This is a genomic window from Motiliproteus coralliicola (assembly GCF_003345655.1).
GTDB lineage: Bacteria > Pseudomonadota > Gammaproteobacteria > Pseudomonadales > Balneatricaceae > Motiliproteus > Motiliproteus coralliicola.
Genome location: NZ_QQOH01000002.1, coordinates 486,526 through 506,257 on the forward strand (window position 1 = coordinate 486,526; position 19,732 = coordinate 506,257).

A 19,732-nucleotide genomic window follows, 5' to 3' on the forward strand; every position below is an offset into this window, starting at 1 on the left:
GGGCGGGGATTAGCCGATCTCGCGCAGCAGTTCGCGGGCGATGATCACCCGTTGAATCTCGCTGGTGCCTTCGTACAACGAGGTGATGCGGGCATCGCGGGTGTAGCGCTCCAGCGGGAACTCCTTGATGTAGCCGTAGCCACCCATCATCTGCAGCGCGGTGTAGCAGGCTGCGTTGGCTTTTTCGGAGGCGTACAGCTTGGCCATCGATGCCTGCTTGGCAAACGGCTCGCCGCGCTCCTTGGTGGCGGCGGCGTTCATCAGCAGCAGTCGGGCAGCTTCGAGCTCGGTGTAGGCGTCGGCCAGCATCCATTGCAGGCCCTGGAAGTTGGCAATCGGCTTGCCGAACTGCTTACGCTCGGTCAGGTAGACGCGGGCGTAGTCCATCGCGGCTTGACCGATACCCAGTGCCAGCGAGCCGATACCGATACGACCGCCGGCCAGTTCGGCTACGGCGACACGGAAACCATCGTTCAGCTTGCCCATCAGCGCATCCTTGGGGATGCGGCAATCTTCAAACAGCACTTCGTTGGTGGCCGAGGCGTGTTGCCCCATCTTTTTCTCTGCCTTGGAGACGGTCAGGCCGGGGATATTGTTCTCGACCAGGAAGCAGGAGATGCCCTTGCCCTTGGGGGCGTCCTTATCGGTTACCGCCCAGACTACAAAGACACCGGCGAACTCGGCGCTGGTGATAAATTGCTTGGCACCGTTTAGGACCCACTCGTCGCCATCCAGCACGGCGCTGGTCTTCATCGAGGAGGGGTCGGACCCGGCGCCGGTTTCGGTCAGACAGAAGCCGCCGGCTGCATACTCACCGCTGCACAGACGGGGCAGGTAGCGCTGCTTCTGCTCTTCGGAGGCAACCACCTGGATCACTTCGGCGACCATATTGGTGACCGACATGGTCACCGCGGTGGAAGCGCAGGCACGGGCGATCTCGGTGATCGCAACGCTGAAGGCGACGGTACCGGCTTCGGTGCCGCCATACTCGGCGCTGACATTCAGGCCCATAAAGCCGAGCTCGGCCAGCTGCTTGAGGTTGCTCAGAAACAGCTCGCGATCGCCTTCCTGATCCAGTTTTTCAGCCACCGGCGCCAGCTCGCCCTCGGCAAACTTACGCGCCATCTCCTGGATCATCGATTGATCTTCGTTGAGCATCATATCCATGTCAGGGTCCTCAGATCAGTTCGATCGCCACGGCGGTCGCTTCACCACCACCGATACACAGGGACGCCAGGCCGCGCTTCTTGCCCAGACGCTGCAGGGCGTAGATCAGGGTGACCAGAATCCGGGCTCCGGAACAGCCGATCGGGTGACCCAGGGCACAGGCGCCACCGTTGACGTTTACCTTGTCGGCATCCAGACCCAGCTCCTGGATCGCCAGCATGGTGACCATGGCGAAGGCCTCGTTGATCTCGAACAGGTCGACATCGTCGGTGCTCCAGTTGATCTTCTCCAGCAGCTTCTGGACCGAGCCGATCGGGGCGATAGTGAACTCGGACGGCTTCTGGGCATGGGTGCTGTGGCCAACAATTCGTGCCAGCGGATTCAGACCGCGGGCTTGAGCATCGCTCTCGCGCATCAACACCAGCGCGGCGGCACCGTCGGAGATCGAGCTGGAGTTGGCCGCGGTGACGGTTCCGTCCTTTTTGAAAGCAGGGCGAAGTTGCGGAATCTTGTCGATATTGGCATTGCCGGGCTGCTCGTCGAAGGTGACTTCCTGCTCACCCTTGCGGGACTTGATGGTAACCGGGGCGATTTCACCCTCGAACCAGCCTTCGTTGATTGCTTTGTTGGCTTTGTTCAGTGAGTTGATGGCGAACTGGTCCATCGCTTCGCGAGTCAGGTTGTACTCGTCGGCACAGGACTGGGCGAAGCTGCCCATCAGGCCGCCTTCGTAGGCATCCTGCAGGCCATCGAAAAACATGGAGTCGATCACTTCGCCGTGGCCCATGCGAAATCCGGCGCGGGCTTTGGGCAGCAGGTAGGGGGCCTGGCTCATGCTTTCCATGCCACCGGCGACCATCACGTCGCTGGTGCCGGCTTTGATCTGGTCGTGGGCATCCATCACCGCTTTCATGCCCGAGCCGCACATCTTGTTGATGGTGTTACAGCCCGCGGACAGCGGTAGTTCGGCACCCAATGCCGCTTGGCGCGCAGGGGCCTGACCCAGGCCGGCGGGCAGCACGCAGCCCATGATGACCTGGTCGATATCGGTGCCGCTCAGACCGGCGCGCTCGACGGCGGCCTTGATGGCGGTCGCGCCCAGCTGGGGGCTGGGGACAGCGCTCAGGGAACCCATCATGCCACCCATCGGGGTGCGGGCGGCGGAGACGATGACGATAGGATCGTTGGCTTGGCTCATGGTAATAGCTTCCTGTATCTACGCTATGAAGGCTTGGGTAGGGCCTGATTTGAGGATCTGGGCCTCTTTTAGGGTAGTTACTATCGGTGATTGTTAGATCACAATAAATGACGATATGTGACCGCTTTGATCACAAAATGTTACATTGTGAGTGGGTGAACACTCGGAATTAAAACCGGTTGTATGGTTTAAGTATAAAGCGGGTAACTGATGGCGACCGTTGATATTCATTACGTCCAGGCGGCATTGCGTTGCGCCGAGCGGCAGGGGCATCTCCCCGATGAACTGCTGGAGCAGGTCGGGATCTGGCCCCAGCAGCTCAAACAGCCGCGGGCGCCGGCGGCGCAGATGGCCGCACTGGTGCAACAGGTCTGGGCCCTGTTGGACGATGAATTCATGGGTTGTACGGCCCATCCCTGCAAGCGTGGCGTGTTTGCGATGATGACCCGGCATGCACTGCACTATGACAATCTGCAGGCGATTCTGCAGCAGGGGATCGAGTTCTATAACCTGTTCACCGATGACATCCAGATGCACCTCAAGCGCCGCGGCGAGCTGGCCGAGATCGAGTTTTCATTCGCTCGGCCGGAACTGGATCCGGACCATTTCTATACCGAGTTCTGGTTGGTGATCTGGCATCGTTTTGCCAGCTGGGTGATCGGGCGGCGGATTCGGTTGGAGCAGGTCAGCTTCCCGTACCCCATCCCGGCCCACAGCAGTGAGCTGAAGTATCTGTTTCCCTGTCAGCAGCGGTTCAATCAACCGATGCTGAAGCTGAGTTTTCGAGCCGACTACCTGGCCCAGGAGCGGGTGCGGAGCCAGCGTGATCTGGCACAGTTTCTCCGCGACTCGCCCCGTGCGTTGATGGTGCTTCCCGATGATAACGAAAGCTATCGAGCTCGAATTCGTTCGAGGTTGTTGAATCAGGCGTCTGAACAGTTGCGTTTGCCTCCTTTTGAACAACTGGCTAGAGAGTTCGGTTTAAGTGGACAGACCCTTCGCCGGCGGCTGAGGGCCGAAGGTAGCTCCTATCCGAGGATCAAGGATGAGGTCAGGCAGGATCTGGCGATCGAGAAACTGCGGATACTGCAGCTGCCCATGGCCGAGATCGCCAGCCAGCTGGGGTTTAGCGAAGCGCGCTCCTTTACCCGCGCGTTTCGGCAGTGGACCGGCTATTCCCCCAGTGAATACAGGCAGTTGCTCAATTTTTAGGCATATATCGCTAGCTTCGACTATAGTTTAATCAGCTGTCCTTTTTAGGCCCTGATGACCTGTCACAGGGCCGCTTTCTTTTCAGCTGCTTCAGCCCTCGCAGGGACGCTGGTTTTCGTGAGGGTTCGCCCGGAAGACCCAGTGGACTGAGTGTCGCGGAGGTCGCCCATGCCTGAGTTCTCCTTCTCTCAAACCTTATCCAGATTGTCACGCTGTCTGTTGCTTGGGCTGGTGTTATTGGGGACCGTATCAACGGTTCAGGCTTGGCCCTTCCTCCATCCTTTTGCCAAGCAGGATTCATACTCGAAGCAGAGCCCGCAAAAATTACTCAAACCCGGACGATTGCTGGTTGCGATGCCGCAACAGAAGGACCCGCGCTTCAAGCAAGCTGTGGTGCTACTGCTGCAGTACAACAGAAATGGCGCTGTGGGGGTGATCATCAATCGACCCACCCGATTGACCTTAGGGACCGAGTTTGAAGGTCGAGTGGCGGATGCCAAGGCGGATCAGAAGCTGTTCTGGGGGGGCCCGGTTTCGATGGATCAGCGGGTGATGCTGTTTGAAGAGCCGACGGATGAGACTGACGAGTCGAGCCCAGGGGTATTGCTACAGCAGTTACGGGTAGCTTTGTCGGGTGGTCAGTTTCAGCAACTGCTGGAACAAGCGTTGCCGCAGCGCTTTCGTATCTACGCCGGTTATACCGGCTGGGCGCCTCGGCAGTTGGAATTGGAGATCATCCACGGCCAGTGGTTGATTCTTCCCGGGGATCCGGAGTTGCTGTTCCAGGCCGACACCCAGACGATCTGGAACCAGTTGATGAGCTACCACAACGGCCGGCTGGCGGTTATTGATGCTGTACCGGAGGATTGGTCTTTCGGCGGTGATGCAGAAAACCTTCCAGCGAATAGAGCGCTAACGCCAGCCAGATCAGGCTGAAGCCCACAACCTTAGGGCCGTCGAAAACCTCGTTAAACAGCCAGACGCCGATCACCAGTTGGATCGACGGGCCGATGTATTGCAGCAGGCCCAGCAGCGTCAGGGTGATCCGTTTGGCACCGTAGGCGAACAGGAGCAGCGGCAGTGCGGTGGCGATGCCGGTACCGGCCAGTAACAGGTTGTCGCTCATGATCCCTTGACCGAAGACGGCCTCTCCCTGGCTTGACAGATAGATCAGCCAGGCCAGTGCCGGCGGCACAATGATCACGGTTTCGAGCATCAGGCCCTCGGTGGAACCCAGTGGAGACCCTTTGCGGATCAGACCGTAGAAACCGAAACTGAAAGCCAGGATCAGGGCGATCCAGGGCGGCTGACCGTAAACAATGGTCATATAGAGCACCCCGGAGGCGGCGATCGCCAAAACCAGCCACTGCATGGCGCGTAAGCGCTCACCCAGAAACAACATCCCCATCAGGACGTTAAGCAACGGGTTGATAAAATAGCCCAGGCTAGCCTCGATAATGTAGCCGGAGGTGACCGCCCAGATGTAGGTGAGCCAGTTGATACTCAATAGCACGGCACAGCCCACGCCGGTGAGCATCAGCTTCGGCGACTGAACCACTTCTCGAAGCCAACCCCAATTCCGCTTGAGCCCCAGCAGCAGCAAGACAAACAGTAGTGACCAGACAATCCGGTGGGCGAGGATCTCGCTGGGTTGCGCATGGTCTACAGTTTTCAGATACAGAGGCAGAAAGCCCCAAAGTACAAAGGCGCCGACGGCAGCCCAGACTCCGGCGTGCATGTGCGTTACTCGTATAGTGCGATGGTAATTGAAACGGATTGCCACAACGCTGCTGATCGAGCTGGTGTAGATCCGAGCAGCTGGTGAAGACCCACTACTTTAGCGGTTTTCAGGCAAAAAAAAACCGCAGGACAAAAATGACCTGCGGCACAATACCTCGGCTCGTCACGGAAGCCGTGACTAACAGAGGCTCCTCGTTCAGATGCAAAGACCTAGACCGCGAAGTTTAGATATATTGTTCGGAATGTCAAATATTATTTACATGCTGGGTGTTCCGATTTAGTGGGGCATCATTTAAGTTACCAGTTGGATAGCGAAGGGAAGGAGACGGATTTGTACCTGATCAGTTCAGTATCATTACCGAGTTGGTGTCGGCTAAAGGGGCTGCTGTTTGGTCTGGCAGTCTTGCTGTTATCTGGTTGTCAGCTATTGATGCCGACCAGTGTCAAAGAGCCCTACGAGGTTGCGGATTCGACCGATGCAGAAAGCGCCTATCGAGAGGCGTTGATACTGGATAGAACAGGTAGGAAAGCTGACCTGTATAAAGCCAACGTCCTGTTGGCTTACTCGGCGGAACGCGGCCACACGGGGGCACAGTACCTATTGGGTATGAACCGCTTACTGGGACGTGGGGGAGATAAGGAGCCGACAGCAGCCCGGGCCCTGCTTACCCAAGCGGCGGAATCTGGCCATGCATCTGCGCAGTACTTCCTCGCCGAGATGATGCTGAACGGACGAGGAGGGGAGTCGGAACTTGCCTGGGGAGCGCAGTGGATGGAGCGCGCGGCGGCGAATGGCCAGGTTGAGGCCCAGTTGGCGATGGGAGTGATCTATGCCAGCGGCCTGGGGGGGCGTGAAAATATACCGATGGCGCTGCTGTGGTTGAGTCGGGCCGAGCACAATGGCGACCAGACCGCGCCGTTGTTGATCCAGAAACTAAGCGCTCGAGTCGACAAACCGCGTTGGCAAGCAGTCCAGCGACAAATTGCCGGCCGAATCTCGATTGATCCGCGGGAAGCTCGGCGAGCCATCACCCGCTTTGTGCAGTTGTCGCTTAATAATGCCGGTTATGCTGCAGGAGTTGAGGATGGAATTGCCGGACCGAGAACCCGGGCTGCCGTTGCTGCATTCAGAAACGCGAAGAAGCTGACCGGACAAGGGATCGATGATCCCTTGCTCAGTCAGTTGAGATCGTCACAGCTTGCTTACGAGCAACAAGCTAAATAATCAGGAGTTTGATTCAGTCTCCGGCGCTGATTCCGGGTCTTCGTCATCGACGGGTTCATCTACCGGGTCTTCCAGCAGCGACTTCATCGCGTCGACTACAGCATTGGGTTCGGAGATACCAAGCAGACTATTGACCTCGTCGATTACCGAGCTGCTCAGCGGCTTGTTGCTGGCTGTCGTCAAGGTATCCAGCGCCAACCGGGCCTGTTCTTCGACATCCGCTTCGGTGTCGCTAACTAGATCGCTGTAACTGGCCAACTGACCAACTGCCGAGTGTTCCGCTGCACGCTCGCGGGCACGATCGGAAGCATGGGCGGCATTGAGTCTACCCAGCTTGGCGTTCTTTGAGCTTTCCTCATCATCAGCCTGATCATTATCGGCCTGGCTGTGGCTGTGACCATGACCCAGCCCGCGGCTTGAGTGGCCTTGAGCATCCTGGCTGTCATCCTCGTCCGCACCGCTGCTATTGCCGTTGCTTCCTCCGTTGCCGCCGCCATTACCACCGCCGTTGCCGCCACCATTTCCACCGCCATTACCGCCTCCGTTGCCACCACCATTACCGCCTTTGGCATAGGTGTTGGCTATGGGGCTGATTGGGTCGGGTGCGGTAGCGATCAGAACTAGAGCAGCGACTGACAGTACGGCTAAGCGCTTCAATACAGGAATAAGAAATCGTGACATAAGCGGCCTCGGCTCGGGTAAGTTTGGTAGTATCCGGGCAGTATAGCTGTTTATCTAATTTGACGAGAGTGTGTATGTCCCCTTCAGAGCAAAACTGGATTCCGTCGAGCCGTACCCTGGCGATGCCCGCCGATACTAACGCTAATGGTGATATCTTCGGTGGCTGGCTGATGTCGCAAATGGATATTGCCAGTGGCAGCTTCGCGGCGAAGGAAGCTGGTGGGCCGGTGGTAACGGTGGCCGTTGATGGGATGACCTTCCATAAGCCCGTTAAAGTGGGTGACGAAGTCAGCTGCTATTGCCAGGTGGAGCGGATCGGTACCAGCTCTATCAAGGTCAAGGTTGAAAGTTGGGTGACTCGGTACCACTCCCATCACGAGGAGAAGGTCACCGAGGCCTGCTTTACGTTTGTGGCGATCGACTCTAACGGCCATCCACGACCCATTACCCGGTTCTGATCCCGCGTTGAATGCGAGTCGCACGGATGCTTGCTGCTATCCATACGGCTAGGTATATTAGTGATTTCTTATCATTGAGGGATCTATCATGCCGAACAAGGTTGTCAGCGTCAGTGCGACGATGGGGAACAGCTACACGATCACCGCCGATGTTCGCGGCCATCACCTGACTATCGATCAGCCGCAAAATGCCCGTGGCAACAACGAAGGGCCGACGCCTTTGGAGCTGTTTCTGTTCTCCATGTCGGGCTGTGTAGCAACGATCGCCCGTACCGTCGCGATGCAGGAGAGGTTGGAGCTTCGTGGCATGGAAGTTATTGCTGAAGGGGAGTTGAATCCTGCTGGTCTGCTGGGCAAACCCACCGAAGACCGGACCGGCTTCCAGCAGATCAGGATCTCGGCGACGATTGATGCCGATATGACCGACGCCGAAAAAGCCGAGTTTCTGGATCGGGTCTGCGATCGCTGTCCGGTCCATGACAACGTCAAGCTGTCCAGTGAGGTTGTCCATCAGCTAGGCTGATCTTTAGGTTGAAACTTATCGAGGAGTGTCTGTGACGGCTTCGCTGATTGCGCTCGGGTTGTACTTTATCGGTTACTGCCTGCTGCACTCCTTCCTGGCCTCCCGCCGTTGTAAGCATTGGTGCTTGCAGCACTGGCCTGCATTAATGCCGGCCTATCGCGGGCTCTACAACCTATTGGCCGTGTTGCTGCTGGTTCCGCTTCTATGGCTGTATCTGCAGGCCAGCGGACCCTTGCTGGTGCATTGGAGTGGCTGGAGCGGCTGGTTGATGAATGGACTGTCCGTGGCGGCGCTGGTGGGGTTTTTCAGCAGCTCTGGGGATTACTCGATGGCCGAGTTCAGCGGTAGTCGGCAGTGGCGGCAACGTCATCTCGGGGTGCGGGATCCGGAACAGCAGGCTCGGCTGCGGTTGGGTCGATGGCACCGATGGGTGAGGCACCCCTGGTATTTCCTCGCGCTGGTGTTGATCTGGAGTCGTTCGATGGACGCGGCCCAGCTGTTGCTGAGCGTGCTGGCCAGTCTGTACTTTGTGATCGGCTCCCGGTTGGAAGAGCGCAAGCTGATCGAGCAATTCGGCGATGCCTACCGCCATTATCGCCGCCTGGTACCGGGCCTGTTACCCCTGCCGGGTCGTACTATCAGTGCAACGCGAGCCCAGGAGCTGGAGCAGCAGGCGAACCGGTCTCTGTGATCCGATATTTTTAATAGGCTCGCTGGGCGATAAACAGTCCGCGTTTGGGGGCCGGGTAGCCTTCAACGGTGCGGTTGGGATCATTCGGATCGAGGAACTGGGCCAGCGAGTGATACTGCATCCAGTCGGTGGCGCGCTGCTCTTCGATGCTGGTCTGATTGATGTCGACACAGCGAACTTGCTGGTATCCGCAGCGTTCAAGCCAGCCACACAGGGCCTCGGCACTGGGCAGGAACCAGACATTGCGCATCTGGGCGTAGCGGTCGGCCGGCAGCAGCATCTGCTGGGCATCGCCGTCGATTATCAGGGTTTCCAGCACCAGCTCTCCACCGGGGCGAAGGAAGCTCTGTAGCTCCAGCAGGTGGTCGATCGGACTGCGGCGATGATAGAAAACTCCCATCGAGAAGACCGTATCGAAGATCTGCATCTTCTGCGGTAGCTCCTCAATCCCCAATGGCAACAGTTCGACCGGCAGCTCGCCCAGATACTTCTTCAGGGCTCGGAACTGCAGCAGAAACTTCCATGACGGATCGATGCCGATAACCCGGCGGGCTCCTGCGGCCAGCATCCGCCAGCAGTGATAGCCGTTCCCACAGCCGATATCCAACACATTGCGGTTGTGCAGCGGCGCGATGCTGTCCTTAAGTCGATCCCACTTCATGTCCGAGCGCCACTCGGTATCGATCTCAACCCCGAATACCGAGTAGGGGCCTTTGCGCCACGGCATCAGCTGCCGCATTGCTTGTTCCAGCTGCTGATGCTGATCCGAACTGCAGCCCTGCTCGGTACCGATCAGCAGGCTGCCACGATCCAGATCCGTCTGATCGCTTGTCAGCTCCGGCAGGGCATCGAAGGCGGCCAGCCAGCCGGGCATATCGCCGTGGTTGAGCCGCGTCAGCTTTTCGTTGATTCGCTGTTGCAGCGGGTCGACCCAGGGTGCCAGTTCACTGTGCTGAAGTTGGGTGAAAAAATCGCTGAAGTCGAGGGCCGGATGGAGCGGATCGGTCATGGTCGGTAGGCTGCCAAGAGTAAGAGGTGAATAACGACGGGGGTTACTTGATCGCCAGCATGGAGGCGAAATTGAAACACTGGAACCAGGGCTGTACGCAGCTGAAGCCAATCTGGCCAAGGCGCTGTTGGTGCAGTGATAGGGACTCGGGCCGCATCACTTTCTCCAGCGCGGAGCGTTTCTGGCTGATTTCCAGATCGCTGTAGCCGTTGGCACGCTTGAAATCATGATGCCAATCGGTCAATCGCTGTTGAATCGCGTCATCTTCAAAGGCGATTTTTTCGGACAGCAGCAACACCCCACCGGGTTTAAGCCCGTCGTAGATTCGTTGCAGCAGGTCGAAGCGTTGATCCGGCTCGATAAACTGCAGGGTGAAGTTCATCACTACCACGCTGGCGTTGCGAATTTCAATCGTGTTGATATCGGCGCAGACCAGTTCCGTCCGGGGCTCGGCCTCCTCCAGCATCGCCGCCACCTGTAGGTGCTCGCGGCAGCGCTCGATCATGGCCGGTGAGTTGTCGATGGCAATAAACCGGCAGTTGGGCTGACGAACCTGCTGTTGCATCGACAAGGTGGCAGCACCGAGTGAGCAGCCCAGATCATAAAGATTGCTGTCGGGTTGGGCATAGCGGGCGGCCAGGATGCCAAGGGATTTGACCACGGTGGCGTAGCCGGGCACCGAGCGGTTGATCATATCGGCGAACACGCCTACGACCTGCTCGTCGAATTGAAAGTCGACGATCTGGTTCAGCGGTTGGGCATAGAGCTGATCGGAATCTTTGGCCATGGGGCGGGTGCCGGGTATTGGACTGGATTGAAGACGGGCGGATTATACGCCGTCAGGCCCCCCGCGTCATGACACCGGCACCGATTTGCCCGCTGCTCAGAAGAGATCCAGTTGCTCGTCGGTCCGGCTCTTCGGTCGCCAGGCTTTACCCCAGCGGGTGGCGATATAGAACACCTGAATTCGATCGCCGACGGTGGCGGTGATATCTTCCAGACCGATGGTGCCGTGGGCCGGTTCTTCACCGTTGATGAATACCAGGATGCCTAGCTGTTGGTCGGGGAACAGGCGTCCGATCTGGCCGTAGATCGGGTCGAGGCGCTTGATATACAGACCGGTCTCCATCTCCTGATTGCCGATAAAGGTGCTGCGGCTGTAGCAGGGATTTAAGCCCTCCTGCAGCAGTTGACTGTGAAGTAGCGCTTGGATTGAGTTCGCCGGTACTGAGCGGTGGTGAACGCTACCGTCCAGATCCAGCTTCAGTTCGGCCTCATCGAAGGGTTGCAGGTGCTGGGATTGGACCTCGAGGCTGAAAGCTTCGCAGAGGCCGACCACGTTGTCGTAACGGGCCAGCTTATGGGCGCAATAGGTGCGGCCCTGGGCCGCAAAGTCGAAGCTCTCGTCGATGGTGCGATTCTGACCCCAGATCCGGATCTGGTTGTTGCGGTAGTTGAAGGTCAGTTGCTGGTCCTGCTTGAGGCCGTGGCTGTCGAGCTTGCGGACCTTGTAGATCACCGTGTGTGGGACCTGGTTGCTCTGCTTATCGAACTGCGGATGGCAGGGATTTTTATCCGGGTGAAAGTGGTACGGGAATTGGCGGGCTTCTTCGTAACTGAGCTGGGATGGATTCTGGGTGCCCTGTTCGACCACTCGCTCGATCAAAAAGCCCACTTCGCTTAGCGCGCTGACCACGTCGCGGAACGAATAGATCAGAGTAGAGAACTGGTCGTCGCCGGTCTTGCTGGAATGGTTGGCCAGCATGTTATGGCGGTAGTGCTGCAGTTGGTGGGAGAAGCAGAAAATAAAGATGCCGCCGGGTTTGAGGCGCTTGAACAGGTTGTAGAACAGCTCTTTCAATTCACCCGGATTACTGAGGTATTCCAGCGAGTAGGCCGACAGGATCAGATCGAAGCTGATGCCGGGGAAGAAGTCGGTCTTGCGCATATCCTGTTGCTTCAGATGTACCGGGGTCAGGCTGTCATGGTAGGGCGCCAGTTTTTTACGGGCGACTTCGAGCATGTGGGAGGAGATGTCGATGCCGTGAGCGTTGGCGCCTTTGTGGGCCAGGGCGATCAGGTTCTCACCCATGCCGCAGCCGATATCCAGCACGTTGGCGTTGACCAGGTCGATATCGATCAGGTTGAGCTGTCGCTCACCGGGCGCCAGCCAGCCGTAATGAACCTCGTCTTCGGAGATCTCCCAGGTGCTGGAGTAATCCTCGCAGAAGCTTTTTTCGTCCCAGTGTTGCGATGACATCGACCGGCCTCCCGTTGACGTTGAACAATGAGTTTATAAGGGTGGCAGGGGGGTTGTCTAAGGAACCTACGAATAAGTCCTTGCTAACTTCTGGCTTTCAGATTGGTTCGCAATCCAGGTGCAGTTTTGAAGCAATGTCTAGACCTTGCGAAAAGCTGCAACGCAGAGTGCGGATCAAGCTGAACGCCCCGCAGGGCAAGGCCAGAAGCACACAATTTCGTCGTTGCAACCTTTGCTAAGGACGACGGCCATTAGCTGCAGCTTGCGCCTAGAACTTGCGCACTTCAGGTGCTTGCAGAAGCAGCAGGGACTTGTTCGCAGGTTCCCTAAGGGGCATCGCGGTTTGGCGTTGAGAGGCAAGACCGACCGACGTATTGTTATCCGCTAGTGCCAATTAATCTTTCTACTCATCGGACCACAATGCCTGCTAGATTAGTTCTGAACAGGTCGGTGTTCGATGCTGTTGCAGGCCTTGATTTATAACCGAATCAAGGCGTTGAATTAGCGCCAGGGATAGCCGACAGTATCCGGATCTTGAAATAGAGTTGTTATGCCTTCTTCGGTCAAAGTCAGTTTAATTATTATCGGGGTCATTCTGACCGGGGTCACCCTATCGGGTGCTACCGGGTATCTGGTTAACCAAGCCGAAGAGCGCAGTATCGCCAGCGAATTTCAGGCCGATATCATCAAAGGGAGCGAGGTCCTGGAGCGCGAGCTGCTGACCAATTTTGAAACCCTGCACTCGCTCTCCATTCTGTTCGGCCAATCGCAGGTGCCGGGTCTTGATCGATTCCGCGAGGTGAGTCGGGAGATACTCAGCCGCCACCCCAATATTCAAGCGTTGGAATGGATACCTAAGGTACCGCACTCTCAAAAGGAGCAGTTTCAGGCGGCGATGCGGCAATACATCCCCAGCTATGAGTTCACCCAGCGAGATGCTCAGGGGTTGATGGTGCCCGTCGATACGCGAGAGGTTTACTATCCGGTCCACTATGTGGAACCCCTGATGGGAAACGAAGCCGCGCTGGGGTTCGATCTGGGCTCAAGTCCAACCCGTCTGAGTACGCTGAACCAATCGATTCTGACCGCCTCTCCACAGGCAAGCTCAAGTATCGATCTGATTCAGGGTGGTGAGAAACGGAAGGGGTTTTTGGCGGTGCTGCCGATCTTTGCCGGCCTGCCGACAACCACATTGAGCAGGAAGGAGAATGTCGAGGGCTTTGTACTGGGGGTTTTTCGGATTGGCGATATCGTTAACAGCTCCCTGACCGCCGATAACCGCGCCGAGTTTCATATACGGTTGATCGATAAAACCCGACCGGACAAGCCCGAATTGCTGTTCAGCAATGCCCCCAAAGGACGAAGCCCCTATCAGCGCATCTCCTTTGAGCGTGAACTGCCTTCGCTGTGGGGGCGTAACTGGGCGATACAGGCGTCCCCCTCCAACATCTACGTCACCCAGCGCGGAGATAATTTCAGTCTGATTCTGAGTCTGGCCGGCCTGATCTTCACGGCCTTGATCGCGCTCTACATTTATCTCACAGCACGCCACGCCGCTATTGTGGAAGAGACCGTGCGAGAGAAAACATTGGCCTTGAATCTGGCCAATCAGGAGTTGCAAGCACTGTCACGCTCTGACGGCCTGACCGAGCTGGCCAACCGTCGGCACCTGGACGAGTTTCTTGAAAAGGAGTGGTACCGGGCGATACGGAATCGAGCTGCGATCTCCTTCGTCTTTGCCGATGTCGACTTTTTCAAAGCCTATAACGACCACTACGGCCACCTACGGGGAGATGAGTGTCTGCGGGCGATTGCCGGGGCGTTGAAATCCGTTACCCGTCGACCGGGGGATCTTGCTGCGCGCTATGGTGGCGAGGAGTTTGCTCTGGTATTGGCGGATACCGAAAACAGCCTGGCGATGGCGGAAAAGTGTCGGGCGGCGGTGCTGGCGCTGCAGATCCCCCATGAATATTCGGAGATCAGTGAGTTTGTCACCATCAGCGTAGGCGTTTGTACCCTGATCCCGGAAGCTGGGGATAAGCCGCAGATGATTATCAAAGCCGCCGATGAGGCGCTGTATTCCGCCAAACAGGCCGGCAGGAATCAGGTCAGTTGGCTTGAATCCAAACTGGCGGTGTAGACGCAGGGCGAACCCTAGGGACTTGTTCGTAGATTCCCTAGACCGCACCGAGTTGTTCTAATCCCTTGACTTCGAGCAGTTTTAGCGCAAGTTACCGTTCATCGACGACAAAAGACTGTTACATTGCGAACTTAGCAAATCAGTTCATGTGATGTACGGAAGTTGTCGTTTTGCTACCCAAGTCGGTTTACGAATTAAAGCCCTATTTTTACCTGGTCTCTGGTAGTTGGATTCTGCTGTTTTACAGCGGCGTGCTGCTGGTGCTCGGCTTGCTGCTCTATTTTTTGGGGGCCTGGATCTGGGTGCTTCGCTCCGATTATCGGCGCCTTAACCATCGTCAGCCCCAAACCCCGATCAACCGTCATTATTGGAGCGATCCGCTCTACGAGCTATTGCCGTTTGGTTATATTTTCGCAGCACTCTGTTTGATCGGGCTGCGACAGGATGTCCTGATGCTGTTGTCGGCAACCCTGTTGTTGGCTTCCGGCTTGCTGGTGCTCAGGATCCGGGTGGTCAAACGTCGACAGCAACGCGAATCGGGCACTGGGACTACTATTGGTTGGGCCAACGAGTTGGCGCTGGATGCCGTACCGGATTCGACTGGTCGGATGATTCCACTCACCGATGTCGGTCAGATGCCGGCGATAGAGGTGCAGAAGCCGGATTGTGCGGCCTGTCGTATTGAGGATATCTGCCTGGGCGTTGGGCTCGATATTCGCTGCGTGCAGGAGTTGATGCGCCTGAATCAAAACCTTAATCCGCGGGAAAGCTTCGAGCCTTTTCAACGGGTCGTAGCACGTCATCATGGCGACACCCTAAGCCGTGAGCAGTTGCTGCCGATTCTCGAGCGCCTGCATACCAACTCGGACCTCTGTTTAACCTGGAAGAAGCCGGCAGGGTAGGTGGTCGAGCAGGGCTGTTCACCTTATTGCTGAGTCTTAGCCGCGATCAGGTGGATATAGCGAGCCATCTGGCGGTACGGGAGTTGATCGCGAAAGCGCTGTTCCAGTTCGAGAATATCCTCGAATGCATAGGTCTGGCGCACCTTGGGGGGCAGGTAATCGTAGAAACAGCGTACCCCCAGCTGAGCTTCGATACTCATCCCCAAGGCTTGCAGCTGCGAGTCGATCTGTTGCGGTTCACGGGCATGGGTCGGTGTCAGGCCGCCTCCGTCACCGCCGAACTGATCGCTGAGAGCTTTGCGAAAGTTACCGCGCAAGGCATTTCGCAATACGATCGAGTGGCGGTTGTAGTACATCAGCGACAGTCTCCCTGCGTTGCCCAGACGCTGAGTCAGGGCCTGCAATAGGGGTTCTGATTCCTGGACCCACTCCAACACGGCATGACAGAGAATCAGCTGATACTGACGGGTGTCGTGATGGCAGAAATTTTCGATTGAATCCCGGACCAGTTCGATCCGATCTTCCAGCCCCTGCTCCCGGTTTAATTGGTCGGCGGCATCGAGCATCTGTTCGGATAGGTCGCACAGTACCACGCGATGGCCCAGGGACGCACAGTGACGGGCAAACTGGCCCTGACCACCTCCGGCATCGAGAATCAGCAGCTCGCTATCTTGCTCCAGCAGGGCTTGCAGATCCTGTTGCAGAAAGTGCAGCCGGATCCGGCCCTTGGGGGTGTCATAGATGTTGCGTCCGAAGCGTTCGGACAGGCGGTCGAAATGGGCTTGATCGGACATGCTGAATCACGGCTATAGAGAGAACCGCTATTGTAGCGGGCTCAAAGCAGACGGGAAGGACCTTGTGCGTTCAGCCTCAGCCAACCTTAGCCCGAGCCGATGGAGCTTTTCAGCAGTGGGTTATCGCAACCACGGTCGAAGATATAGGCTTCCATCATCTTGGCTTGCAGCTGGGCGATGGCGACGAAGCGAAAGCCCAGATTGAAGCGCAGCTCCGATAAGCGGCGGATATAGAGCAGGCGGGCTCGACTGCGGAACGGTTGGGTCTGGCCCGGCAGTTTGATATCGACGCTGACTTCGATGGCATGGCGCAGCGGGTCACGATCAGTTTGATGACCGCAAAAAACAAATTCTCTTAGCTCCGGGCCGCCCTCAAGCATCATCCCACCGGGGGAGATGTTGCTGATATGGCAGTTGATCGGGTCATCTCGATCGTTGTGGACTTCGGCACTCAGGCTGCAGGGGATTCGGGGATGTAGACGAAGATCGTTCATCTGCGCCTCCACTTGCTGTTACTACGATAATTGCCGTTAAACATATCCCTAAAGGTTAGCACCTACTGACCTTTAGGGCGTTGATTCAGATCAGAGGATTTTTACCGCAAGGGGTCGATTGACGACCTAACCCCATGTTTGGGTTGGGAATTAAGCCTATGGAGTCGGCGTTGGTCAAAAACGTAGTTGATCGCTGTGTTGGCGCAGCCAAGCTCGGTACTGCTTGGGGTGGGGGCAGAAGCGCTCAACCAGCCGCCAATAAGCGGGGCTGTGGTTGAGATGGCGCAGATGGCAGAGTTCGTGAATGATGACGTAATCGAGCACCTCTGGTGGTGCCATGGCCAGCAGGGTATTGAGGCTGATGCGGCCATCCTGGGTACAGCTACCCCAACGGCTTTTGTAGGGCCTTATCTTCAAACCCGAAGGCTTTAATCCGGTGATCTCGATCCAGTGATCGAGCCGTTCGGGCCAGCGTTGTTGGGCCTGTTGTTGATACCAGTCGCGCAGGGCCTGGGCACGTTGTTCGAGGCTATCCTGGCTGGGTTGTAATCGAAGCAGCAGGCGACCATCGAGTCGTTGAACACAAGGGGAGCCGTGATCGACAGTATCGCTTAGTTCCACTTGCAGCCGGTGTGGCAGGCCGTCGAACAGCCAGCTTTCGCCGTTCTGGTAGTTCTTGTGGGGGATTGGACGCTGGCGTTGCTTTAGAAGCGCACTTTCAAGCCAATCCTGACGCTCAAGCAGCAGCTGTCGGATTTCGCGTTGCGCAGTTCCCTTCGGGGCCAGCACCCGGACCCGGTCCGGGTGCACCTGCAGGGCGATCGAACCGCGACGGCGGGTGAACTTGACCTCCCAATCAAACGGCAGCGTCGGCGCGGTCATCGGGCGCTCAAGGGAGCTGTCGCACCTGGACCGCATCGACCCCGGTACCGGCCAGGATATCGGAGATCACCACCACCTGATCGCCGCTATGCAGGCCGGCTTTGAGCTTCAGAATCTCGAAAGCGGCGCTGAGGGTCTTTTCCGGATCGCGGCTGAACTCTATCCGGAACGGGTGAGTCGAACGGTTCAACAACAGCTGGCGGCGGGTGCGCGGGTCGTTGGTAAAGGCGTAGATCGGCGTGTTGTGGGGGCGACAGTTGCAGATATAGTTGGCCATCAGACCCCGGCGGGTGATAACCAGAATCCCTTTGGCGCCGAGAGACTCAGCCAGCTCGACGGTAGCGCTGGCCAGGTGCTGCTTCTCATCGGTTTTGATCAGGCCTTGAGCGAAATGAAGGCCCGGATCGACTTCGGAGGTGCCGGCGATGCGGTCGAGGATCTCGACACACTTGATCGGGTACTTACCGACGGTGGTTTCGCCGGAGAGCATGACCGCATCGACCCCTTCGTAGATGGCGTTGGCCACATCGGTAACTTCGGCGCGGGTCGGAATCGGATTTTCGATCATCGACTCGAGCAGGTGGGTGGCGACGATAACCCGCTTGCCTCGCTCGATGCAGAGGCGGACCATCTTGCGCTGTACGTTGGGCAGCTGCTCGATATGGATCTCGACCCCCAGATCCCCACGGGCGACCATCACACCATCGGCTTCGTCGATGATATCTTCCAGATTGCGAACCCCTTCCTGGTCTTCGATCTTGGCGATGATCTTGATTTTATTGGCCTTGGGTCCCAGCAGTTCGCGTAGTTGGCGAATATCGTCGGCTTCGCGCACGAACGACAACGCGATGTAGTCCAGCTCCTGCTCCATCGCGAAGGCGATATCACGGCGGTCTTTGGAGGTGATGGCTGGCAGGTTGACCCGGATACCGGGTAGGTTGACGTGGCGCTTGCTCTTCAGCACGCCGCCGTCGACCACCTTGCACTGCAGGTTGCGGTTGTCCTTGCTCAGCACATCGAGATTGATCAGGCCGTTGTCGACGGTGATCCGGTCACCGATCTGGACACTGTCGACCAGGTCATCGTAGTTAACATGGATCGAGGTCTGCTCGACGTCTTCGCTGCCGCGGACCGAGACCGAGATCACATCGCCCTGCTTTAGTTTGAGCTCGTTGGCGATATCGCCGGTGCGGATCTCGGGGCCCTGGGTGTCGAGCAGGATCGGAATCGGATGCTTAACCCGCTTGTTCAGGGTCCGGATCGCCTTGATCACTTTGGCGTGGGATTCGTGGTCGCCGTGGGACATGTTCAGCCGCACCACGTTCATGCCGGCGTCGTAGAGCTTCTGCAGCATCTCCAGGCTTTGGCTGACCGGACCGATGGTGCAGATGATTTTTGTCTTACGCAGCGGGGCGTCGGTGGATGGGGCGGTTTGGCTCATGACCGATATCCTTCAGTGTCAGGGCAGGCGGTGTGGGGCTTGGCTGGAGCAGGACGGTAGTCGAGTTCTGGGTTACAGCGACTCCAGTCGCTCCAGTACCAGGGTGTATTGTTTTCCGTCCGGCTCAATCTGTTGCAGCTTAACGATGACATGATCCAACTCGCTGGCAAACCAGATATAGGTCTTACGGGCGCTGGCGTCACCGCGATCGCGGGCGACTTTGATGGTGTCGAATTCACCGGCCGGGGTGCTGATCCGTTCCTTGCCGAGGCGGTCGAATTCGTAGGTCTTGATCTGACGGCCATCGGCGACCGGGTAGGTGGCTTCGTCGGCGCCGGCCTTGATGTCCTGCCACAGCTGAATCTGGAAACCGACTTTATCCAGGGTGCCCTGCGTTAGGGCCAGCTGCTGCTGCTCGCCTTTGACGTTGCTGGTCAGCAGTTGCTTGGGCCAATCGAAACGGTGCTCGATGGTTTTCTTCTTGGTCAACAGCTTGCGTTGGTAGTGATAGTGCTGCGGCGTGACACGCCCCTGCTCAAGCGCGAAACGGCTACGCTCGTCGATGCTGGCGGCAATGGCGGAGGCTTTCATCGACAGCTGCCACTGGCCGTCGGCCGTTCGCGTCAGCTCGCGGATCGCTTCGCCATTGACATGAATACCCAGATCAAACTCGGCCTGATAGAAGGCCCGAAACGGTTGTAGGCTGATCGCAGTTTCCGAGTTGTCCGGCTTGGCCTTGGATGAACTGACCACCGAGGTCCCTGTCAGCGTGGAGTTGGCGACCATCGGTTGGGCTACGGCGGTAGGTTGTGGTTCTGGGTCACCACCGGCTAGTGCGATGGCAGGAAACAGCAGAGCTGCCAGCAATAGCGGCAGCTCCGGTCGGCGGCTCAGCGAGGTGAAGCGCAGCATAGA

Annotated in this window: 20 protein-coding genes; 8 read left to right on the forward strand and 12 right to left on the reverse strand. The window is 57.5% G+C overall.

Annotation, left to right across the window (positions count from 1 at the left end):
• Window positions 1-9: 9 nt before the first annotated feature.
• Window positions 10-1,167 carry an acyl-CoA dehydrogenase family protein gene (locus DV711_RS09095; RefSeq protein WP_114695357.1) on the reverse strand — a complete coding sequence of 386 codons (1,158 nt, stop codon included), beginning with the start codon at window positions 1,165-1,167 and terminating at the stop codon, window positions 10-12.
• Between the two features lie 10 nt (window positions 1,168-1,177).
• Complete coding sequence (locus DV711_RS09100) at window positions 1,178-2,365, reverse strand: acetyl-CoA C-acyltransferase (protein ID WP_114695358.1); 1,188 nt, start codon at window positions 2,363-2,365, stop codon at window positions 1,178-1,180.
• Window positions 2,366-2,575: 210 nt separating this feature from the next.
• Between DV711_RS09100 and DV711_RS09105 the strand changes: the two genes are divergently transcribed.
• Together DV711_RS09105 and DV711_RS09110 are read left to right on the forward strand one after the other, a co-directional pair.
• The gene (locus DV711_RS09105) at window positions 2,576-3,577 is read left to right on the forward strand and encodes an AraC family transcriptional regulator (protein ID WP_114695359.1); all 1,002 of its coding nucleotides are present in this window, start codon (window positions 2,576-2,578) and stop codon (window positions 3,575-3,577) included.
• A 168-nt stretch (window positions 3,578-3,745) separates the two neighbouring features.
• Window positions 3,746-4,513, forward strand: coding sequence for a YqgE/AlgH family protein (locus DV711_RS09110; RefSeq protein WP_114695360.1), 768 nt, complete (start codon window positions 3,746-3,748; stop codon window positions 4,511-4,513).
• On the opposite strand, the gene rarD is transcribed toward DV711_RS09110, so the two are convergent.
• Entirely contained in the window at window positions 4,422-5,315 is an 894-nt protein-coding gene (gene rarD, locus DV711_RS09115) for an EamA family transporter RarD (protein WP_114695361.1), read from the reverse strand. The genes DV711_RS09110 and rarD overlap by 92 nt on opposite strands.
• Window positions 5,316-5,648: 333 nt before the next feature.
• Between rarD and DV711_RS09120 the strand changes: the two genes are divergently transcribed.
• Window positions 5,649-6,542 (forward strand): peptidoglycan-binding protein, encoded by an 894-nt coding sequence (locus tag DV711_RS09120; RefSeq protein WP_114695362.1) that lies wholly within the window; start codon window positions 5,649-5,651, stop codon window positions 6,540-6,542.
• Here DV711_RS09120 and DV711_RS19465 read toward each other — a convergent pair whose 3' ends face one another.
• Window positions 6,543-7,223, reverse strand: coding sequence for a hypothetical protein (locus tag DV711_RS19465; RefSeq protein ID WP_165840053.1), 681 nt, complete (start codon window positions 7,221-7,223; stop codon window positions 6,543-6,545).
• 74 nt (window positions 7,224-7,297) lie between these two features.
• Between DV711_RS19465 and DV711_RS09135 the strand changes: the two genes are divergently transcribed.
• The 3 genes from DV711_RS09135 (at window position 7,298) to DV711_RS09145 (ending at window position 8,895) form a co-directional block, all read left to right on the forward strand.
• The gene (locus tag DV711_RS09135) at window positions 7,298-7,681 is read left to right on the forward strand and encodes an acyl-CoA thioesterase (protein ID WP_243633776.1); all 384 of its coding nucleotides are present in this window, start codon (window positions 7,298-7,300) and stop codon (window positions 7,679-7,681) included.
• An 88-nt stretch (window positions 7,682-7,769) separates the two neighbouring features.
• Window positions 7,770-8,204, forward strand: coding sequence for an OsmC family protein (locus tag DV711_RS09140; protein WP_114695365.1), 435 nt, complete (start codon window positions 7,770-7,772; stop codon window positions 8,202-8,204).
• 31 nt (window positions 8,205-8,235) lie between these two features.
• On the forward strand, window positions 8,236-8,895 hold the full coding sequence (locus DV711_RS09145) for a methyltransferase family protein (RefSeq protein WP_207802588.1): 660 nt from the start codon (window positions 8,236-8,238) through the stop codon (window positions 8,893-8,895).
• Between the two features lie 10 nt (window positions 8,896-8,905).
• Here the strand turns inward: DV711_RS09145 and cmoB are convergent, their stop codons facing one another.
• The 3 genes from cmoB to DV711_RS09160 all read right to left on the reverse strand — a co-directional run bounded on the left by cmoB (window position 8,906) and on the right by DV711_RS09160 (window position 12,164).
• Window positions 8,906-9,904: a tRNA 5-methoxyuridine(34)/uridine 5-oxyacetic acid(34) synthase CmoB gene (gene cmoB / locus DV711_RS09150; RefSeq protein ID WP_114695367.1), complete on the reverse strand. Its 999-nt coding sequence runs from the start codon at window positions 9,902-9,904 to the stop codon at window positions 8,906-8,908.
• Window positions 9,905-9,947: 43 nt separating this feature from the next.
• On the reverse strand, window positions 9,948-10,691 hold the full coding sequence (gene cmoA / locus DV711_RS09155) for a carboxy-S-adenosyl-L-methionine synthase CmoA (RefSeq protein WP_114695368.1): 744 nt from the start codon (window positions 10,689-10,691) through the stop codon (window positions 9,948-9,950).
• Window positions 10,692-10,787: 96 nt separating this feature from the next.
• On the reverse strand, window positions 10,788-12,164 hold the full coding sequence (locus DV711_RS09160) for a class I SAM-dependent methyltransferase (RefSeq protein WP_114695369.1): 1,377 nt from the start codon (window positions 12,162-12,164) through the stop codon (window positions 10,788-10,790).
• Between the two features lie 550 nt (window positions 12,165-12,714).
• On the opposite strand from DV711_RS09160, the gene DV711_RS09165 reads away from it, so the two are divergent.
• Both DV711_RS09165 and DV711_RS09170 read left to right on the forward strand, forming a co-directional pair.
• Window positions 12,715-14,304 carry a CHASE domain-containing protein gene (locus DV711_RS09165; RefSeq protein ID WP_114695370.1) on the forward strand — a complete coding sequence of 530 codons (1,590 nt, stop codon included), beginning with the start codon at window positions 12,715-12,717 and terminating at the stop codon, window positions 14,302-14,304.
• Between the two features lie 170 nt (window positions 14,305-14,474).
• Window positions 14,475-15,206, forward strand: a complete 732-nt coding sequence (locus DV711_RS09170) for a hypothetical protein (RefSeq protein ID WP_114695371.1) — start codon at window positions 14,475-14,477, stop codon at window positions 15,204-15,206.
• Between the two features lie 23 nt (window positions 15,207-15,229).
• On the opposite strand, the gene DV711_RS09175 is transcribed toward DV711_RS09170, so the two are convergent.
• From DV711_RS09175 to DV711_RS09195, 5 genes are all read right to left on the reverse strand, one after another.
• Window positions 15,230-16,000 carry a methyltransferase domain-containing protein gene (locus DV711_RS09175; protein WP_114695372.1) on the reverse strand — a complete coding sequence of 257 codons (771 nt, stop codon included), beginning with the start codon at window positions 15,998-16,000 and terminating at the stop codon, window positions 15,230-15,232.
• A gap of 86 nt (window positions 16,001-16,086) precedes the next feature.
• Window positions 16,087-16,494, reverse strand: a complete 408-nt coding sequence (locus DV711_RS09180; protein WP_114695373.1) for a PilZ domain-containing protein — start codon at window positions 16,492-16,494, stop codon at window positions 16,087-16,089.
• Window positions 16,495-16,668: 174 nt separating this feature from the next.
• Window positions 16,669-17,376, reverse strand: a complete 708-nt coding sequence (locus tag DV711_RS09185) for a M48 family metallopeptidase (RefSeq protein WP_165840054.1) — start codon at window positions 17,374-17,376, stop codon at window positions 16,669-16,671.
• 7 nt (window positions 17,377-17,383) lie between these two features.
• Window positions 17,384-18,817, reverse strand: coding sequence for a pyruvate kinase (pyk, locus tag DV711_RS09190; RefSeq protein ID WP_165840055.1), 1,434 nt, complete (start codon window positions 18,815-18,817; stop codon window positions 17,384-17,386).
• A 72-nt stretch (window positions 18,818-18,889) separates the two neighbouring features.
• The gene (locus DV711_RS09195) at window positions 18,890-19,729 is read right to left on the reverse strand and encodes a DUF3108 domain-containing protein (RefSeq protein WP_165840056.1); all 840 of its coding nucleotides are present in this window, start codon (window positions 19,727-19,729) and stop codon (window positions 18,890-18,892) included.
• Between the last annotated feature and the right edge of the window lie 3 nt (window positions 19,730-19,732).

Bases quoted from the DNA above. Each gene is read 5' to 3' on its own strand.
- DV711_RS09160 (WP_114695369.1), bottom strand. From the start codon at position 12,164: ATGTCATCGCAACACTGGGACGAAAAAAGCTTCTGCGAGGATTACTCC.
- DV711_RS19465 (WP_165840053.1), bottom strand. From the start codon at position 7,223: ATGTCACGATTTCTTATTCCTGTATTGAAGCGCTTAGCCGTACTGTCA.
- DV711_RS09140 (WP_114695365.1), top strand. From the start codon at position 7,770: ATGCCGAACAAGGTTGTCAGCGTCAGTGCGACGATGGGGAACAGCTAC.
- DV711_RS09105 (WP_114695359.1), top strand. From the start codon at position 2,576: ATGGCGACCGTTGATATTCATTACGTCCAGGCGGCATTGCGTTGCGCC.
- DV711_RS09165 (WP_114695370.1), top strand. From the start codon at position 12,715: ATGCCTTCTTCGGTCAAAGTCAGTTTAATTATTATCGGGGTCATTCTG.
- DV711_RS09175 (WP_114695372.1), bottom strand. From the start codon at position 16,000: ATGTCCGATCAAGCCCATTTCGACCGCCTGTCCGAACGCTTCGGACGC.
- DV711_RS09095 (WP_114695357.1), bottom strand. From the start codon at position 1,167: ATGGATATGATGCTCAACGAAGATCAATCGATGATCCAGGAGATGGCG.
- pyk (WP_165840055.1), bottom strand. From the start codon at position 18,817: ATGAGCCAAACCGCCCCATCCACCGACGCCCCGCTGCGTAAGACAAAA.
- DV711_RS09195 (WP_165840056.1), bottom strand. From the start codon at position 19,729: ATGCTGCGCTTCACCTCGCTGAGCCGCCGACCGGAGCTGCCGCTATTG.
- DV711_RS09185 (WP_165840054.1), bottom strand. From the start codon at position 17,376: ATGACCGCGCCGACGCTGCCGTTTGATTGGGAGGTCAAGTTCACCCGC.
- DV711_RS09180 (WP_114695373.1), bottom strand. From the start codon at position 16,494: ATGAACGATCTTCGTCTACATCCCCGAATCCCCTGCAGCCTGAGTGCC.
- cmoB (WP_114695367.1), bottom strand. From the start codon at position 9,904: ATGACCGATCCGCTCCATCCGGCCCTCGACTTCAGCGATTTTTTCACC.
- DV711_RS09110 (WP_114695360.1), top strand. From the start codon at position 3,746: ATGCCTGAGTTCTCCTTCTCTCAAACCTTATCCAGATTGTCACGCTGT.
- cmoA (WP_114695368.1), bottom strand. From the start codon at position 10,691: ATGGCCAAAGATTCCGATCAGCTCTATGCCCAACCGCTGAACCAGATC.
- DV711_RS09135 (WP_243633776.1), top strand. From the start codon at position 7,298: ATGTCCCCTTCAGAGCAAAACTGGATTCCGTCGAGCCGTACCCTGGCG.
- DV711_RS09100 (WP_114695358.1), bottom strand. From the start codon at position 2,365: ATGAGCCAAGCCAACGATCCTATCGTCATCGTCTCCGCCGCCCGCACC.
- rarD (WP_114695361.1), bottom strand. From the start codon at position 5,315: ATGCACGCCGGAGTCTGGGCTGCCGTCGGCGCCTTTGTACTTTGGGGC.